This window comes from Limosilactobacillus mucosae (assembly GCF_013423865.1).
Lineage (GTDB): Bacteria > Bacillota > Bacilli > Lactobacillales > Lactobacillaceae > Limosilactobacillus > Limosilactobacillus mucosae.
The window spans coordinates 992,954-1,010,316 of record NZ_CP058954.1; the positions used below are offsets into that span (position 1 = coordinate 992,954).

At 46.9% G+C, this 17,363-nt stretch carries 17 protein-coding genes; 8 read left to right on the forward strand and 9 right to left on the reverse strand.

Annotated elements, in window-relative coordinates:
- Positions 1–17 precede the first annotated feature (17 nt).
- Entirely contained in the window at positions 18–812 is a 795-nt protein-coding gene (locus H0G69_RS04785) for an alpha/beta hydrolase (RefSeq protein ID WP_180305331.1), read from the forward strand.
- A 219-nt stretch (positions 813–1,031) separates the two neighbouring features.
- Here H0G69_RS04785 and H0G69_RS04790 read toward each other — a convergent pair whose 3' ends face one another.
- Positions 1,032–1,580, reverse strand: coding sequence for a DUF1836 domain-containing protein (locus tag H0G69_RS04790; RefSeq protein WP_147648891.1), 549 nt, complete (start codon positions 1,578–1,580; stop codon positions 1,032–1,034).
- Positions 1,581–1,753: 173 nt separating this feature from the next.
- Here H0G69_RS04790 and H0G69_RS04795 point away from each other — a divergent pair, with 173 nt between their 5' ends.
- The 3 genes from H0G69_RS04795 (at position 1,754) to H0G69_RS04805 (ending at position 5,210) form a co-directional block, all read left to right on the forward strand.
- On the forward strand, positions 1,754–2,599 hold the full coding sequence (locus H0G69_RS04795) for a DegV family protein (protein WP_006500960.1): 846 nt from the start codon (positions 1,754–1,756) through the stop codon (positions 2,597–2,599).
- 112 nt (positions 2,600–2,711) lie between these two features.
- Positions 2,712–3,560, forward strand: coding sequence for an alpha/beta hydrolase (locus H0G69_RS04800; RefSeq protein ID WP_180305332.1), 849 nt, complete (start codon positions 2,712–2,714; stop codon positions 3,558–3,560).
- 270 nt (positions 3,561–3,830) lie between these two features.
- Positions 3,831–5,210: an aspartate ammonia-lyase gene (locus H0G69_RS04805; protein ID WP_180305333.1), complete on the forward strand. Its 1,380-nt coding sequence runs from the start codon at positions 3,831–3,833 to the stop codon at positions 5,208–5,210.
- A gap of 53 nt (positions 5,211–5,263) precedes the next feature.
- Here H0G69_RS04805 and H0G69_RS04810 read toward each other — a convergent pair whose 3' ends face one another.
- Entirely contained in the window at positions 5,264–6,070 is an 807-nt protein-coding gene (locus H0G69_RS04810) for an HAD-IIB family hydrolase (protein ID WP_180305334.1), read from the reverse strand.
- A 46-nt stretch (positions 6,071–6,116) separates the two neighbouring features.
- Entirely contained in the window at positions 6,117–7,712 is a 1,596-nt protein-coding gene (locus tag H0G69_RS04815) for an LPXTG cell wall anchor domain-containing protein (protein WP_180305335.1), read from the reverse strand.
- 164 nt (positions 7,713–7,876) lie between these two features.
- Between H0G69_RS04815 and xerS the strand changes: the two genes are divergently transcribed.
- Positions 7,877–8,959: a tyrosine recombinase XerS gene (gene xerS / locus H0G69_RS04820; protein WP_180305336.1), complete on the forward strand. Its 1,083-nt coding sequence runs from the start codon at positions 7,877–7,879 to the stop codon at positions 8,957–8,959.
- A gap of 682 nt (positions 8,960–9,641) precedes the next feature.
- A complete protein-coding gene (locus tag H0G69_RS04825) occupies positions 9,642–10,625 on the forward strand; it encodes an asparaginase (protein WP_180305337.1) in 984 nt (327 codons plus the stop codon).
- A gap of 103 nt (positions 10,626–10,728) precedes the next feature.
- Here the strand turns inward: H0G69_RS04825 and H0G69_RS04830 are convergent, their stop codons facing one another.
- From H0G69_RS04830 to H0G69_RS04855, 6 genes are all read right to left on the reverse strand, one after another.
- Positions 10,729–12,060 (reverse strand): DUF438 domain-containing protein, encoded by a 1,332-nt coding sequence (locus H0G69_RS04830; protein WP_180305338.1) that lies wholly within the window; start codon positions 12,058–12,060, stop codon positions 10,729–10,731.
- Positions 12,053–12,289: a DUF1858 domain-containing protein gene (locus tag H0G69_RS04835; protein WP_080749627.1), complete on the reverse strand. Its 237-nt coding sequence runs from the start codon at positions 12,287–12,289 to the stop codon at positions 12,053–12,055. The genes H0G69_RS04830 and H0G69_RS04835 overlap by 8 nt, the downstream gene beginning before the upstream one ends.
- Positions 12,270–12,602, reverse strand: a complete 333-nt coding sequence (locus tag H0G69_RS04840; protein ID WP_180305339.1) for a metal-sulfur cluster assembly factor — start codon at positions 12,600–12,602, stop codon at positions 12,270–12,272. Before H0G69_RS04840 ends, H0G69_RS04835 begins: the two co-directional genes overlap by 20 nt.
- Before the next feature lie 401 nt (positions 12,603–13,003).
- Positions 13,004–13,249, reverse strand: a complete 246-nt coding sequence (locus H0G69_RS11155; RefSeq protein ID WP_180305396.1) for a mucin-binding protein — start codon at positions 13,247–13,249, stop codon at positions 13,004–13,006.
- A 131-nt stretch (positions 13,250–13,380) separates the two neighbouring features.
- The gene (locus tag H0G69_RS04850) at positions 13,381–14,910 is read right to left on the reverse strand and encodes an ABC transporter permease/substrate-binding protein (protein WP_180305340.1); all 1,530 of its coding nucleotides are present in this window, start codon (positions 14,908–14,910) and stop codon (positions 13,381–13,383) included.
- Position 14,911: 1 nt separating this feature from the next.
- Positions 14,912–15,844, reverse strand: coding sequence for an ATP-binding cassette domain-containing protein (locus H0G69_RS04855; protein WP_180305341.1), 933 nt, complete (start codon positions 15,842–15,844; stop codon positions 14,912–14,914).
- A 206-nt stretch (positions 15,845–16,050) separates the two neighbouring features.
- On the opposite strand from H0G69_RS04855, the gene H0G69_RS04860 reads away from it, so the two are divergent.
- Entirely contained in the window at positions 16,051–16,494 is a 444-nt protein-coding gene (locus H0G69_RS04860) for an Rrf2 family transcriptional regulator (protein WP_180305342.1), read from the forward strand.
- Positions 16,491–17,351 carry an SDR family oxidoreductase gene (locus H0G69_RS04865; protein WP_180305343.1) on the forward strand — a complete coding sequence of 287 codons (861 nt, stop codon included), beginning with the start codon at positions 16,491–16,493 and terminating at the stop codon, positions 17,349–17,351. The genes H0G69_RS04860 and H0G69_RS04865 overlap by 4 nt, the downstream gene beginning before the upstream one ends.
- Positions 17,352–17,363 lie beyond the last annotated feature (12 nt).

Below are 17,363 nucleotides of genomic sequence, written 5' to 3' on the forward strand. Positions count from 1 at the left end.
AATTGGGAGGCAGTGGGATGCAGAAAAAGAAATGGAGCCTGCTTTTAGGAATCATACTGGGAATGATGATGCTGACGATTCCAGCACGTGCGGCTACGAATTCAGCAACGTTTATTTTTCATGATCGAACCGGCAGTCAGCGTGACGAGACGCCATTAGTTACCGCCGCGCAAAAAGACGGCGTGAAGCTAAGCGTTTTGCATGCCAAGGTCAGTGCTCAAGGAAAGGTCAGGCTAAGCGGACAATTGACAAAAGAAACGGCGCCCGTAATCGAAGTCGAGTTTGCCAAGCATGAAGGCAGCTATTCTAAAACTGCGCAATGGTCATATCAAGTTATCAAACAAGCACGGGCAAAGTGGCATTTTAAGACCATGAATCTGGTGGGAATTGGTACTGGTAATATGGGTCTGCTGAACTGCCTGACGAGATATGCCGATACTGGTCAGCTGCCAATCCTTGCCAAACAGGTTGCCATTGCTGGTCCATTTAACGGCACGCATATTCAGCCAAACGCCGATTCAAAGCTGATGAAAAACGGCCGCCCCTATCATATGAACATGCTTTATCATGAGCTGCTTGGCTTAAAAAAGACCTACCCCAAGTCAACCGCCGTCTTAAACATTTATGGCAATCAAGGCAGTCATTCGGATGGAATAGTTGCCAATAACTCATCACGCGCGCTGAAATATTTGGTAACGCCACGAGCCAAGAGTTATCAAGAACAAGCAGTCAAGGGCGCGCGTGCAGGTCATGATCAGCTGACGCGCAACCCGCAAGTACAGACTGCCGTAATCAAGTTTTTATGGAAATAATTAAAACGCTGAATTACCCGTCTCAAGGATGATTCAGCGCTTTTTTGATGATTACGGCAGTGCTTGATCGATCCCCCGCGTAAATTCCAAAACGGTACCGGATCGATGCTTTGTAACTTTTGACGATTGCTTGAACTGCATTTTTTGCATAAGAGTCCAACTTGAGAAGTTTTTAGCTGCCATTAACGCCGAATGATCGCCTGCTTCACTATCATGACGCTATTGTTGTGACTGTTTGGGCGATGAGAGCACTGATTCGCCAGCTGATAATGTCTGAAAATACTTGTCGAGATAGACTTTGTGGCTGACCGTCATAATCAGGTTACGCAGCATGTGTTTTTGCTCGGTATCGTCATGTCCAACTACGGCCAGTTCGTTTTGCAAGCCAAATACATATCTCAAAACGTTTTCCAGCTCTTCGCAAAAATAGTCATAGGCCGTCTGCGTGTCATAGCTTTGTCGCTGAATCCGAATTGCCAGTTTTAGATTATCCAGCTGCAGGACATTTTTAGCCACGGCAATAAACATCAGCTCGGCCAGCTGCTCTGTTTGATAAAGCTTCTTTTGCGGCCGCGAGATCAAACCATGCTTGACATAGTTGCTGATCATGGAGCTGGTCAGCTTAACGTCGCCTAATGGACTGAGGCACTGATTCAGATAATTGGTCGTCTGTTCCAGATAAAGGCCAACGTTAGGCAACTCTTGATAGCGCGGCAGTTTAAAATCAATCAGGTCTTGGGCCATTCTTTCTTCTCTCTTAGTCATCATGGTTTCCTTTCACAAATCAATTAAAAATATTATAGCTCAGGCTTGATAATTAAACTAATAGTATCTTATATTCTCTTTCCGGTTTTTAAAAAACTTGACGTTGGAATTTGGATCAACTAAACTTCAAGTAAAGAGTTTTCGAAAAACCGCTAATGTAATCGAGGTAACTATTAATGAAAAAGATCGTCGTTGACTCCGGCGCCAACCTGCTGGAAAAATCCATCAAAAACGTTGCATGCGTTAATGTTCCGCTCACCCTGACAATTGAAGATCAAGTCTGGTCTGACGATGAAGCCCTCAACCTGCCCGCTTTCACAGCCGCCCTGCAGCAGACGAGCCAGCCAGCCGCCTCTTCATGTCCTAATCTGGCCCAGTGGCTGGCCGCTTATGGGGATGCTGATGAAATCTACGTCTTGACGATTACTGGCAAAATGTCGGGCAGCTATAGTACCGCTCAGCAAGCCGCAGCAATTTATCTTGAGTCGCATCCCGCTGCTAAGATTCAGGTCTTTGACTCGCTTTCGGCTGGACCGGCAATGCATTTAATGGCTGAAAAACTGGCTGAGCTGATCAATAGCGGCCTGTCGTTTGACCGGGTCGTGATGGCTTTAAATGAATTTATGTCGCAAGTTGAGCTGATCTTTGCACTGGGTTCACTGGATAATCTCGCGGCAAACGGTCGGATCAGTCCCGTATTGGCTAAAGTGGCACACTTGATGAACCTGCGCGTGATTGGTACGGCGGATCAAGGCAGCTTTAAAATGCTGACCAAGGCACGTGGTCCGAAGAAATGCTGCCAAACCCTGATCAGCCAGATGGAACAAAAAGGCTATCAAGGCGGCGCGGTCAGAATCGATCACGTGCAGAATCGAGCAGCTGCCGAACAGTTTCAAAAGCTGCTGTTGGCTGAGTATCCCCATGCCAGCGTAGTAATTGGCGAATGCCGCGGACTATGCAGTTTTTATGCTGAACAGGGCGGGCTGATGATTGGCTTTGTCAAGGGCAATGAGCAGCAATAGTCATCCCGTTTTACTACGATTAAAAATTCGTATCCTACTATCAGTAAAAGTTATTTTACTTAATAATTAAAAACCGCTATGCTAAAAGAAATTCAAATTGGGGGACTTGAAGATGCACGAATTTCTTTTGAAAAAGTGGCGGTGGCTGCTGACGATTTTGGTATTGGCAGTAATTAGCGGTGGACTTTGCTGGTGGCAGCGAGCACGAGCAGCTCAACAGTTCGTTCAATCCAAAACGCCAACCTTCTTTTTCCATGGCTATGGCAGCAGCCGTCATGCTGAAGAACACATGGCTAACGCGGCCAAACGAGCTGGAGCGACCAATACGATTATCTGGGCAAATGTCGACCGTACTGGCAAGGTTACCTTCCATGGTCAGATCAAGGTCAACGCCATTAATCCAATTATTGAAGTCAACTATGAAAACCCGCGGGAAACCAACTATCATACTGATGGACAGTGGGCTTTCAACGTTTTGAGCGCAGCTAAGCAAAAGTGGGGTTTCAAAAAGATGAATCTGGTTGGTCACTCAATGGGCAATATGGACATTATGTATTGCCTTTTGGATCATCCCAATAGCCAACAGCTGCCGAAACTGCAAAAACAAGTTGACATTGCCGGACATTTCAATGGCTTGAATGGCGAGAACCAGGCATCATCAAAGCTGGCCGCGGATGGCAAGCCGGCCGTAACCAATCGTTTCTATCGTGAGCTGACCAAGCTGCGAACGACCTATCCAACCGGCGTCAAGATCTTAAATATCTATGGTAATCTGCAGGATGGCTCTAATTCTGATGGCACGGTTCCTAACAACTCATCCAAATCGCTGCGCTATCTGGTGTCGCCAGTTGCCAAATCGTATACTGAGCATGAAATTAAAGGTGCACGGGCTCAGCACAGTAAATTACACAGCAACTCACAGGTTGATTCCCTACTGATCAACTTTTTGTGGAAAAAATAATACAGCTCAAAACAGTGTCAGCTTGTTTTCAAGACGGCACTGTTTTTAATTGGTCTAGTTTAGTTTAAAACGATGAATCTGATTAGAAATCCAACGAATGATTAAAATAAAGATAAAAAAGGCCCGTTTTTTCTTCTTTAAGCAACTAAAATCGATCAAAACTTGTGATTATTCGTTTGTCCCCAAAATTGGTTTACACGTTGGGCAGCTGGTGATAAAGTCTTAAACCATAAAGAGAAAGCAAATTGGTTTTTGAAAGGTGTGTTAATAATGAGAAAAGAACACGATTCACTTGGTATTCAAAGCGTCCCACAAACTGCCTACTATGGCATTCATACTGTCCGGGCTCGCGGCAACTTTCCAGCCGTCAGCAGCGTCAATGATCGAGAGCTGATCAAGAACTTCCTGCGCGTTAAGCTGGCCTGTGCCCGCGCCAACCAAAAAGCGGGTCGTTGGGATGATGAGCGTGTTCCATTGGCGATTGTCAAAGCCTGCCAGGATCTGTTGGCACACTTTGAGGAATATGAAGATGAATTTGCCATCCCTGCGATCCAAGGCGGTGCTGGCACGAGTACCAACATGAACGTTAACGAAGTCGTTGCCAACCGGGCGATTGAGCTGCTGGGTGGCCAAAAAGGCGACTATCAGCTGGTCAACCCCAACGATGACGTCAACAAATCACAGTCAACCAATGATACCTACCCAACCGCGGGCCATCTGACCATGATTCAGCTTACGGATCGTCTGTCGCTGACGCTGAAAAAAGTAATTGCAACGTTCAAGCAGCTGGCTGAAAAATACCAAACCACGCTTAAAATGGGGCGTACTCAATTGGAAGATGCGATTCCAACCACGTTTGGCCGCTCGTTTCATGCTTATGCCTCACTGTTGGAACGCGACCTCAAACGTCTGAAAGCCGCCCGTGATCAGCTGTTGACGGTGCCTTTGGGCGGAACGGCGATTGGCACCAGCTTGACTGCTACGCATGAGTATCTCAAAAACGTAATCTCTGAGCTGCAAAATGCCACGCTGCTGCCGGTAAAAGGCTGTGAAGATCTGATTGACGGCGTGCAAAACACTGATGAATACGTTCAGCTTTCGGGTGCCTACAAGTCATTGGCCGTTGATCTTTCTAAAATGTGCAACGACCTGCGCCTGTTAGGATCGGGTCCGCAAAACGGCTTGGGCGAACTAAACCTGCCACAGCGTCAAGCCGGCTCTTCAATTATGCCGGGGAAGGTCAATCCGGTCATCCCTGAATTCGTAACCCAGACTGCCTACCAGGTGATCGGTCATGACGCAACCATCACCATGGCTGCCGAAGCCGGACAGCTGGAACTCAACGCTTTTGAGCCGGTTATGTTCTTTGATCTGTTTGACGATGCCCGCCTGTTAAATGGTGCCTTGCAGACATTTAACGAGAACTGCTTGATGGGAATTACCGTAAACGTGGCGCGCTGTCGGCAGATGGTTGAATCTTCCGCGGAAGCCGCGACTGCCCTTTCCCCGCTTTTAGGCTATGAAACCGTCAGCCATCTGGTTAAAAAGGCCTTAAAAGAACAGCGGCCGATTCGTGAACTGGTTGGTGATCGTCTAACAGCGGCAGAATTGGATCAAGCCCTGGCGCCGACCGCATTCTTTGTTAAATAACGTTGCTTAATGAAAAACAGGCTCAGCAGCAATGCTGGGCCTGTTTTTGTCGATCATGATAGGTTGAAAATCGACTGAACCTCGCGCAGCACGCCGTCATGATCGTTATCATAACTGGTGATGCGGTTGGCAAGCTTTAAAATATCGGGACTGGCATTTTTCATGGCCACCCCCAGACCGGCTTCCTGCAGCATTTGCCGGTCATTTGACGAATCGCCAAAGGCTACGACACTCTTTAGCTGATCATGATCGTCATTGATAATCAGCTCTTTTAGTCCGGCTGCTTTGTTGACGCCCAAAGGTAAGACGTCCATACAGCCAAAGCCGCTATAGGTTGCATAAACCGGATAGCGCTCAATCATCTGTTGGGCAAAACCGCGGATCTGGTCTGGCGTGACTTGATGATTGAGCCAGATTGGATTAACGTTATAGATCTTATCGTTAACTTGAGTCAGATCGTCAATGAAATCGATATTGATCCCAAACGGCCAGGCTTTTAGGTCAGAAATCCTGGTGCCCCAGGTATGGTTCCAACCCGTCAGCAAAATTACGTCAGGCGTGACCGGCAACGCGTTGACTGCTTTGATCAGCTCATTGACTTGTGACTTAGCGTGCGTTCTTTCAAAAACGACCTGCCCTTTTTGGACGATCAGCGCGCCATTGATTGAGATAAACGTGTCAATCAATGGACAAGGCGCAAAACACTTCTTTAAAAATCGATAGCTGTCACCACTGGCCACGATCCAAGAAACGTTTTGCTGTTGCAGCTGGCCTAATGCCGTATTCAAAGCAGCGGAATTTAGCTGGTGCCGACTGTCAAGCATGGTGCCATCGACGTCGGTTGCGATATAGCGATACATGGCGATCCTCCCTTCAATCGATTGAGGACGATAATGATGATTCTGATTAATAGCGACGCTTGCGCAGACCTAAAAAGCCAAAGCTCAGCATCCCCATCAACATGCCCAGAATCGTCATGCCCAAGCCATTGCGATTGCCGGTCTGTGGCAGAAGCCGTTCAAAAATCGATGGCTCAGCAGTCGTAATGGCGTTGGACGTGCTTAAGAGCTGACTGTCGCCGTGCTTAGACTGACTGACCTTTGTTGGCTCACTGGTTGCCTTGACCGTAACGTCTTTAAGGCTGCTCTGCTTGTTCGATTTACTGTTGGACGGCTTGGTGCTGGAAGCGGTGCTTTGGGAGGATGACGTCTGATTAGCATCCTTGGCAACGGCTTCAATCGCCATCAGCAGATTGGCTTGCTCTAAGGTATCTTGCGCTTTGTTCAAGGCATCGACGGCATCGTTTAATTCTTTCTCCGCATTGCTCAGGTTTCCTTTTTGCGTTTCGACGTCTTTATTGGCATTGGCTAAAGCCGTTTGTGTTTCATTGACCTTTTGCAGTGCCGATGGAATCAGCCCATAGATATGTAAGACTCCATAGTTGTCCATCGCGACGCCAACGTATTCAGTATTGGTACTCAGCAGCATTCGGGCATGGCTGTTTTGCGAGTGAGCATCGTTAAACAGCATATCCCAAATCGAGACCGTGGCAACACGTTTTAAATCGCCCATGGTCTTAACGATTCGACTGATGACATTGGGCTGCTTTTCGTTAGCACTCATTAGACCGATATTTTCCCAATCAGCCTTTACGGAATCAATTCCCTCACCGTATTGATAATTAACGGTTTTAAAAACCAGCTCGCGATTATGATCACGGGTTACGTTGGTATTCCAGTTTTGGCTATTATAGGCATAATTAACGATTGCCAATGCCTGGGCTAGAGTCATATCGTTATAGATCCAAGCCGTCAGCCCAAACTTAGCCCGAATCTGATTGATCAAAGCAGCCACATAATCGCTGATCTCGCTTTGCTGAGCCTGCGTCAGCTTAGTAGGATCAAGCGTCATGCTTTCATCGTCCAGTGTCGGCACGACGGTTAAAGCATCCTTGAGACTAGGATCCATTTCGTATTTCTGTGTTGCTTGATTGAAATGCCAGTTTTCGGTAACGTTGACTTCACCAATCTGATTCTTAACGTTGGCTGACGCATCAGATGATGGATTGTCAAACATACTTAAATTGGCATTTTTGATATCAATCGTACTGCCGTTTAAAGTGGCGGCCTGTTCAGCACTGGATGGCATTTGTGATTGAGCCACCGCACTGGCAATGGCATAATTACTCTGTGCGACACTGGCGGCACTGGCCGCGCTGCTTTGGGCCGCTGTCGCTGAATTTACTGCTGCCGAAGCTGAGGCCACGGCGGCAGAAGCTGAATCGACTTTTTGCTGAGCCTGGGAAACGGCGGCCTGCGCGCTGGCAACGGCACATTGCGCATCGGTAGTCGAAGTTGCGACATTTGGATTAGTCGTTGTAATTTGTGCAGTGGAATTGTTGACGGTATCGGCATGAGCTTCCTGCCAGCCGCCGCCAAAAAACGCCGCACCGGCAATGACTCCTGCCGTTAAGACCGATTGTTTTAAATGTTGATTCTTCATCTTAGATTACTCCCTTATCAAACAAGTTGGTGGTCAAACCAATCTCAATATTTACTTTACCGATTTCCACATTTTATGTCAAACCATGCTCAAAACTTAGCAAGAATCTTTCTGGCAAATCTGATACTATATAATAGTAGAAACAAATAGAAAAGAGGAAACACATGGAAGCCGATAAGTATTTGAAACTGATCGATGAGGAACTGTCGCGGCTCCCAGATTATGTTAATGAATATCGCCTTGGAACCAATCATGCCATTACGACGACCTATCAGTATCTGACTGAGATTCGTCGGTTTATGGATTGGCTGCGCACCAGCGGCCTGGTTGATGCCAAGTCAAACCGAGAAATTCCGACTTCAGTTTTGGAACACCTGCGTCGCAATGACATCATGCTTTATATCGATCATCTGCGCCATACTACCAATGCTCAGGGACGCGTCAATTCACCGACCTCAATCAATCGTTCAATCAATGCCCTGCGCAGTTTGTTCAAGTTTTTGACGATCACTGCTGACAACAACGATGGCGAACCCTATTTTGAGCGCAACGTCATGCTCAAGATCAATTCGTTAAATGATACCAAGACCTTGAACTATCGCGCCCATGCTTTGGCCGCGCATATGTATCGCGGTCAGATGAAGTTTGATTTTATTGATTTTATTGAAAACCGTTATCCAAAAGTATGCGACAAGCGCTCATTGCCCGCGTACCGGCGTAATAAGGAACGCGACATCGCGATTGTTGCCTTGATCTTGGGGACTGGAATCCGAGTTTCTGAGACCGCCAACGTCAACGTTAATGATATCAACTGGCAGCAGCAGATGTTGGACGTTACCCGTAAAGGTGGCCAAAAAGACAGCGTGCCGATTGCTCCGTGGGCAGTCAAATACGTACAGGACTATCGCGATCTACGAGTTCAGCGCTACGGGGCTACTAAAAAGGACCAGGCCTTCTTTTTGACGATCTATCAAGGAAAAACGCGACGGATCACTGCCAATGCCATTGAACGAATGGTTAAAAAATATTCGACGGCATTCGGTCATCCCTTGACCCCGCACAAGCTGCGTCACACTTTGGCCTCGGAGCTGTATGACGTAACCAAGGATCAGGTTTTGGTCTCTCAGCAATTGGGACAAAAAGGCACCTCGGCTACCGATCTCTACACGCACGTTGATCAAAAAGAGCAAAAGGCAGCGTTAAGAGAAATCAGCGAGCAGTCAAACCAAGCGCCGCAAAATGAATAATCAAGCTTCTGTCTAGCCATCGCCAGACAGAAGCTTTTTATTAGCGTTGACTTTACATAATATCCAAAACGTAATATTCAATCGAGATGCTTTCAGCTGGTTCTTGTTTTGGAACTGATGATGGCTGCTCGACTGCTCTTTATAAATTCTGCAATCAGATCGCTGTCGTCTTTTATGATTCCAGCTGGTCAAGAAAGTCGCTAATTCACAAGTTGATTTTGATCATGCTTGCTTAGACGCGTTCAAGGCAACTGATTAAAATGCTTACGAAACGCTCATTCGATAATCGCCGCTCAGCCACATTCAAACGACCAACTACCCACGCAGATTAATTTCAGTGCGTCTGAGAGCCAAATTTTGCATTTACCCTGTTTTGGGCTGATTTTTAGTGTTAAAACGATAATTGTAAGACACTTTTGATAAAAGAATCTTACACTAAACTGCCATAAATGCCGTTAAATCAAGGTTTTTAATCAGTAGAAAAACGCGTAAGACTGTTATATGATTATTTTGAAAAATCGGCTTGTTGATTTTTAGCTGTTAATCAGACGGATTTAAAAGCAGACAGCCGGTCAACTCGGTATAATTAACGTCTACAATATTATGTAAATAAATATCGGCTTTTAATTTTCATGGCTTTCTTGTATCATTAAAACCATTAATCAAACAAGGATGTGAGATTTTGAGGAATATCGTGATTATTGCAACTGGTGGTACGATTGCCGGCAGTGGCGAAGCTGGCCGAACTACTGAATATCGGGCAGGAACGGTAGCAGTAGCTGATATCTTAAAGAGCGTGCCCCAACTAGGAAAATTGGCCAATATTGAAATGATTTCTTTAATGAGCGTTGATTCCAATGAAATGGACGAGCAGAAATGGCTGCAGCTGCGCAAGGTCATCAACCAGCAGGCTGCTCGCGATGATGTGGATGGCATCGTGGTTACGCATGGTACTGATACGATTGAGGAAACGGCCTATTTTCTAAACTTGACGGTCAATACCGCCAAGCCAGTCGTTTTGACGGGGGCAATGCGGCCGGCAACTGCTACCAGTGCTGATGGTCCTTTCAACATCTACCAAGCCGTTGCGTTGGCAGCAGATGATCAGACCTATGACTGCGGCGTGGTCTGCCTGTTTTCCAGTACGATCTACTCGGCGCGCGATATTGCCAAGATCAACAACTATAAAATCGATGCCTTCAGCAGTCTGAACGATCATGCCGCGCTGGGATACATGCGTGACGCTGAGGTCTTTATTACCAGTCGGCCGGTATCAAAACACACGATTCACTCCAAGTTTTCGCAGCTTGAATATTCAGCATTGCCTAAAGTTGGCGTGGCGGTCTATTACGCTGGGGCCCCGGTTGAGGTTTTAGAACGACTAGGACAAGACTGTGATGGATTGGTAGTAATTGGAACTGGGAGCGGCAACTATTCCCAAGCCTGGCGCCAGAAACTGGATGCGCTGGCTGAACAGGGCGTGGTTATCGTACGCAGCTCACGGGTATCAAATTCAATCGTTTTTGACGAACCGATTTTTGACCCGCACGATCACTTCGTTGGGGTCAATACCCTCACCTCTTATAAAGCCAGAATTCTGCTGATGCTTTGTCTGACCCAGACTAACGACATTGCTGCGATTAGGCAGACCTTTTTTAAATACTGAACTGCTAAAAAGCGACCCCTATCTACATTTAGGAGTCGCTTTTAATTTTACAGTTTATATATTATGTTAAATTATCGCCAACCAATAAATCAGCACTGCTTTCTTAACGGCGCTTCTCATCTTTGAGGCTGCGCAGATAAGTCGCGTCTTGCCCAACCTCCAGACAGCCCAAATAAGTGCCATCTTCACGACGAACGGCAATGTATTCCAGATGGATAAAACGCTCACCATGCAGACTAAACCAAAACTCTTCGCGATCACTGGTCCCCTCATGAAAACTGGTAAGAATTTTCTTAACCTTAGGCTGGGCCTTGGGCGGATGGCAGTTGTAGACGGATCGCCCAATCACGCTCTTGGTCCGCGGAAAGATGCGATCAGGAATATCTGAATACCAGCGGACCTGATCAGCCGCGTCGACAAAGGTCAGATCAACTGGAAGCAGCTTAAAGATCGCGATCAATTCTGCCGGACTCAGCTGACCGGTTGCCAGATCGATTCTGGCTTGCGGATCAACTGGCAAGTTAGCTGCTGGTTCTTGATGATTTGGCTGAGTGATTTGGTTAACCTGCGCGTCAGTGGCTGCCAGTTGTTTGGCGATTTCATTAAACTGCCGGCCCAGTGCGGAGTTGGTGGGCTTGTTTGCCGCATCAGCAAGCTCCTGTTCAGTAGGCTGCCAATTGATTGGCGGTGAGATCAGCGTGTAGCCGATTGAATTCTCATCTGCTCGTACGCGGGCCCAGTCAGCAGGCGTGGCAACCTCAGCAAGCATTGGCAGCATGATGTCTTCTTCTTTAACGATCATTGCCAAGACTTCCTGAGTGGCTTTTTCTACGGCTGCCTCAATGACGTATTTATCAGGCAACGGCTGCTGGGCGACCAGCTGGCAGGCTTTTTTGATATAGCCGCGAATGTCGTCGTCAACGCCCCACATGACTTTGGGCGGTGCCGTAATGCCATATTTATCCATTAGTGGAAACAAGGTATTTTCTTTTCTGGCATAATGCCGATCGATGGTCATCAGATCTTTTAGGGCCTGCTGCATTCGCTTGAGATATTCGTTCTCACCGCCATCTTGCTGCCACTTTTTAAGACAGGGCAGCAGTTCATCATTGATTAAAGAGTCAATGATCTTGTTCTCCAGTTTCAGTGTGTAGACGGGATGCCCAGGAGTATCAAAAGCAGCGGTTGGCTTGCCCGGCGCGATGGCATCCTTAAACAGTGCTACATGCACGTTGCATAATTTTTGAATCTCACGTGGGTCCAGACCATTGGCAATGAGTTCTCTTTCGGCTGCCGTAATCTCAGCCACGTCAACGTTGGCAAATTCTTGATCAAATAACTGCTTGGCCTGATCAAAATTGCCACCATTGCTTAAAAAAGTCAGAATCTTGACCAGCTGCTGCTGACGCTGATGGAGATTATGCGGTTCAGTCATGGTTAATCACCTCATACCCATGTCGTTTAAAAGTGTCGATTACAAGGTGCTTATCAATATTCATCGCTAGACAGCCCCGATTGATATTGACGAAACGGCCAACCGTGTCAAGCATCCCAGGAATCTTGATCTTATCAAAGCCGGCTTCGACCATGATAGCGACAAAATCAGGATCCTGTTGGGCCAGATCGTGTACTGGCCGGCTAAAGTCAACGGTTTTGATGGTCATGCAGGCTACCTCCAATTCCTAACTGACGGCGTGCTTTGGGCGACATTCTGGCAATACTCCAGACTGGATACCAGACCAGCTGGACGCGGGCATCACGAATACCAGGCACGTTTTGAGCGGTTTTTTCGATGTCATTTTGCAAAAAGCTGCTTAGCGGACAGCCAGGCGTCGTTAAACTCATCTTAATGCAGCAATGGCCCTGCTCATCGACTTCAACTTCATATATCAGACCTAGATCAACAATGCTGACGTTAAGCTCAGGATCGATTACAGCAGTAAGTGCGTCCCATACTTGTTGTTCAACTGGGGTCATTTCATCCCTCCTAATCCATTTCTCTGCGCTTTATTTTAGCATGATCATCTGGTTTCCTTATTAATTTTTTTGTTATTCAAAATCAGTTTATTTTTTTGCTATCGTCGCCTGTTCGACACAGCCTTATTTAAAACTAAAAAGCCGGTTGGAAGATCAAGTGATTTGGCACTATATCCTGTCAAGTATACAAGGTAAATAGATAAAATTTGATTATACGGCTTGATTGCTGTAAAGCTCAAACAGTTTTCAAATTTCAGCTGGGTCGTCATTGCCAAATAGCCCAGGGTCCAGTTGTGTTCCTGCTCTAACTTAAGAATCGTTTCAAGCAGTTCCGACTGTTTGTCTTGATAGCGACTGGCCTTTCTTTTGTACGGCGTTATCTATCCCCTCGTTTCTTCTTTTTAAGGCCTAAGCCGCTCAGCATTCCTGCCAACCCTAGCAGCAATTACGGCTTGGTTTGGTGAGTATCCCGCGCGATCTGGAACCTGAACCGCTTGCCAAGCAACCTGTGACCATTGCCCGTAAACTTTGGTGCCAATTGCTTTATCAACCTGGACTGGCCGACTGATTGTAACTGACTGCGCAACGGTCTTAACGGTGCCATTCGTATTAATTAAAATGTTTGACTTGATTAAAATTGTTCTAATTCAATTTTCTTCGTTGATTATTATATAAAATGTTTACAAAAAGATACCAGTAGCTATAAATAACCAACATCTATATATAAGAAACATAAAAGTCAGCTGCCATTAGTGGCGGCTGACTTTTATTTATGATGTTATTTTTTAATCAAATGATGCTCAACCAGATATTCATGGGCAACCTGACTGGCTTTTCGATGCTGAACCGTTACTTGATAGTTCATCTCCTGCATGTCTTTTTCAGTAATCTTACCAGCCAGTTTGTTCAGACTTTTAACAACCTGGGGATGCTTTTTGGCAAACGAGGCTTTCATCAATGGTGCTCCTTGGTAAGGCGGGAAGAAATGCTGATCATCTTTAAGTACTTTGAGATGATACTGGCGCACTTGCGGATCCGTTGTATAGCCATCGACCAGATTAACGCGGCCAGCAGCAATTGCCTGATAGCGCAGCGCGGGCTCCATCGTCTTTACCTGATTGAAGTTTAAGCTGTATGCTGATTTGAGGCCGAGATAGCCGTCTTTTTGATTGGCAAAGTCCGGATCAAAGCCGGCTGTGATCTGATCATTGATTTTAGCCAGATCGCTGAGCTTGGTAAGCTGATGTTCCTTGGCAAAATCAGCAGTGACGGCCAGGTCGTAGCCATTTTGATACTTCATCGGCTTCAGATACGTCAGATCATACTCCTGCTTCAACAGACGCCGCGCCCGCTGGTAGGTCTTAACCGGATCATGCGGCGTCGATCGTTGGTCATGAACCAGCGACTGTAAAACGGTTCCGGTAAACTCAGGATAGATATCGATCTGATCGTTGCGCAGCGCACGGAATAAAAAGCTGGTCCCGCCAAAGTTAGCCTTTAATTCGACCTTGGCATGCGGATCATCGTTTACAATCAAATCTTTGTACATGTGGATTAAAATATCAGGTTCGCTTCCTAGCTTACCGGCAATCACGATTGGCTCCGATTTACTTTGAAAGCTGCTCCAGCCTCGCCAGCCACCAAATCCGACCAGAGCAAGCGTGGCGACGACGATTCCCTGTTTCAAATGTTTCTTAGAAGCACCGACATATTTTAGCAGTGCCGACATCAAAAGCGCCAACAATGCTGACAGTCCCGCCCCAATGATCAGATAGGCGTTGTTGTTTTGATTGATCCCCAGCATAATGTAGGTTCCCAGCCCACCGGCACCAATCAAAGCAGCAAGAGTAGCCGTTCCGATAATCATGACCAACGAGATGCGAATTCCAGATAAGATCACGGGCAGCGCCATGGGCAATTCCAGCCGCGTCAGCTTTTTCCAGCGCGAAAGGCCAAATGCCGTCGCGGCTTCTTCAAGATTCGGGTCAACGCTGCGCAGTCCAGAATAGGTATTTTGATAGATCGGCATGATGCCGTAAACGACCAAGGCAATCAAAGCTGGAACGCTGCCGATCCCAACCAGCGGAATCAGCAGTCCCAGTAGCGCCAGACTGGGGATTGTCTGCATCACGCCGGCCAGCTGCAAGACAATCTCGCCGGCATGTCGACTGTTTTTCAGCGACACTGCCAATGGAATCGCGATCAATATGGCAATCACCAGCGCCCAAAACGATAGCGACAGATGCTCCCACAGTGCTTGTTCAATCTGGTTTTTTTGCGCCACGATCGTATTAAGCAATTCAGTCATGTTACCGATCCTCTCTTTGTCCTAAATAATGCAGCAGATCAGTTGTCTGAATTCGAAAATCCTGCCCCAGATATTGAAAATGAAGCCAGCCAGCCGAATCAGGCGTGAGACTTGCCAGTTCTGCTACCGTAGCAACGGCGACAGATTGATCAGTGGCTGACGTTTTTTGCACTAGTTTTGATGATAAAAGTGCGGTCATGGTTCCCAATCTTGGTCGCGCCGTTGCAAAAAAGTCAGCGACAAACTGATTGGCCGGCTGTTCTAAAATCTCATTTGGCGATCCAACCTGCTGCAGCTGACCATTATTGATCACGGCAATCCGATCGCCCAGCCGCAGTGCCTCTTGCATGTCATGAGTTACAAAAACAACCGTTGTCCTTGACTGGCGATGCAGATTTAACAACAGATCCTGCTGTTGAGCACGCAAAACCGGATCCAGCGCGCTGAATGATTCATCCATCAAGATCAGCTGCGGTTGAGTAGCCATTGAACGAGCAATCGCCACGCGCTGCTGCTGACCACCCGAAAGCTCATCGGGATGCCGATCGATAAAATCGCTGGCGGGCAGACCAACCTGATCAAGCAGCTCCATTGAACGCTTGCGCCGATCGTTTTTATTGACGCCCTGCTGCTCAAGCTGAATGGCAATGTTTTCGCCAACCGTTAGATTAGGGAACAGACTGCTGCTCTGCAATACGTACCCCATATGCAGACGCAGCTCGCGCAAATCATAGTCTTTGACGCGTTTTTCATCCAAATAGACGTTGCCGGCAGTTGGCGCCGTCAGCCGGTTGATCATTCTAAGCAGCGTAGTCTTGCCGCTGCCGCTGGGACCAACCAGGACAAACAATTCGCCATCATTGATCGTCAGCGTAATGTCTTTTAAGATGACGTTTTGACCATATCTCATGCCCACGTTTTCGTATTTAATCAATCTAATCACCGTATTCTCTGCTTGCTGTAACCATTAAAGTTTCTTTTTTGCATTCTACTCGATCTTTACTGCTTTGTAAATCGATATGCTTTGACTTCCGTTAAATAAACAATTCATTTCGAACATTCTACTGATAGTCGTTGCTTTTTAAATTTGAATCATTTATATTAGATATAACTAATAAAGTTACAACAGGAGATGATTATTTGAAGGTTTCCACTCGATTCAGCGACAGCATTCATATCTTGGCTTTCATCTGCATCTATCAAGGAAAAATCACGCTTTCCAGTACCAACATTGCTGGCTCGCTGGAAACATCGCCGGTGGTCGTCCGTCGTTTAATGACATCCCTCAAGGAAGCTGGTTTCATCAAGACCAAGCATGGCACCCCCGACCCTGAGCTGCTGGTAGATCCTCAAAAAATCACGCTTTTGGATGTCTATCTGGCAACCGAGGGACAGATGCCGCTTTTTACCATTGATCACAATACCAATCCGCAGTGCATCGTGGGCGGCAATATTCAATCAACGCTGGAAGACTATTATCGTCATGCTGAAACAGCCGCCAAAGCCAAACTGCAGCAGATCACGCTGCAAGACGTTATTGATACGATTTTGGTTAAGCAGGCAGAAAAGGAGAAGCAATCATGAAATATACCATTACCGGAGCTACTGGGCATCTAGGCCGCAAAGTCGTTGAACAATTGAGCCGTTTGGTTGACATCCAAGATATTCGCCTGGCCGTCCATACGCCTAGCAAGGCCCAGGTTTTTTTGGATCAGGGCTATGAAGTCGTTAAAAGCGATTATTATGATGTTCAATCAATGACCAAAGCGTTTGCCGATACCGATGTCTTGATCTACATCCCAAGCATCACCTATGACGTCGCCAACCGCGTGCTGGAATTTGAAAACTCGCTAAAGGCAATGCAGAAAGCTGGCGTAAAAAATCTGGTCGATGTCAGTTTTATTGCCGATCAGCCCAATAATCCTTTCCAGATGGCAGGATATTATGCCTACCTGCCCGCTCGGCTCGCTGGTACCAAACTGAACTACGCGGTCATCAAAAACTCATTATATGCCGATCCGCTGGTGCCCTACCTGCCAGAACTAATTGAGCGGCAAAACGTCATCTATCCAGTCGGCGATCAGGCCATGAGTTTTATTACCCGCGATGACAGCGCCGAAGCAATTGCCAATGTTGCCGTCAAGCCTTACCTGCGTGATCATCGGCAAATCTATCTGCTGACGCAAAAGCAGAATTACAATATGGTTGAACTCAGCCGGATCATGTCTGAGGCAACGGGCCAGGAGATTGGCTATGCTCCGGTTTCTTTGTCGGAATTTGCAGACATCTATCGGGCTGAAGGGGATGGCGATGAGCTGGCCTCGATGTATCATGCGGCCGCAATGGGGTTGATGGATGCCGTCACTGATGATTTCCAGCACATTACTGGTCATGAGCCAATGCCAATGGACCAGTTTCTGCGGCAAAACTATCAGCGCTGATTGACAGCTTGA

Excerpts from the sequence above, each read along its gene's own strand:
- H0G69_RS04785 (WP_180305331.1), top strand. The coding sequence starts at position 18 with ATGCAGAAAAAGAAATGGAGCCTGCTTTTAGGAATCATACTGGGAATG.
- H0G69_RS04790 (WP_147648891.1), bottom strand. The coding sequence starts at position 1,580 with ATGATGACTAAGAGAGAAGAAAGAATGGCCCAAGACCTGATTGATTTT.
- H0G69_RS04795 (WP_006500960.1), top strand. The coding sequence starts at position 1,754 with ATGAAAAAGATCGTCGTTGACTCCGGCGCCAACCTGCTGGAAAAATCC.
- H0G69_RS04800 (WP_180305332.1), top strand. The coding sequence starts at position 2,712 with ATGCACGAATTTCTTTTGAAAAAGTGGCGGTGGCTGCTGACGATTTTG.
- H0G69_RS04805 (WP_180305333.1), top strand. The coding sequence starts at position 3,831 with ATGAGAAAAGAACACGATTCACTTGGTATTCAAAGCGTCCCACAAACT.
- H0G69_RS04810 (WP_180305334.1), bottom strand. The coding sequence starts at position 6,070 with ATGTATCGCTATATCGCAACCGACGTCGATGGCACCATGCTTGACAGT.
- H0G69_RS04815 (WP_180305335.1), bottom strand. The coding sequence starts at position 7,712 with ATGAAGAATCAACATTTAAAACAATCGGTCTTAACGGCAGGAGTCATT.
- xerS (WP_180305336.1), top strand. The coding sequence starts at position 7,877 with ATGGAAGCCGATAAGTATTTGAAACTGATCGATGAGGAACTGTCGCGG.
- H0G69_RS04830 (WP_180305338.1), bottom strand. The coding sequence starts at position 12,060 with ATGACTGAACCGCATAATCTCCATCAGCGTCAGCAGCAGCTGGTCAAG.
- H0G69_RS04835 (WP_080749627.1), bottom strand. The coding sequence starts at position 12,289 with ATGACCATCAAAACCGTTGACTTTAGCCGGCCAGTACACGATCTGGCC.
- H0G69_RS04840 (WP_180305339.1), bottom strand. The coding sequence starts at position 12,602 with ATGACCCCAGTTGAACAACAAGTATGGGACGCACTTACTGCTGTAATC.
- H0G69_RS04850 (WP_180305340.1), bottom strand. The coding sequence starts at position 14,910 with ATGACTGAATTGCTTAATACGATCGTGGCGCAAAAAAACCAGATTGAA.
- H0G69_RS04865 (WP_180305343.1), top strand. The coding sequence starts at position 16,491 with ATGAAATATACCATTACCGGAGCTACTGGGCATCTAGGCCGCAAAGTC.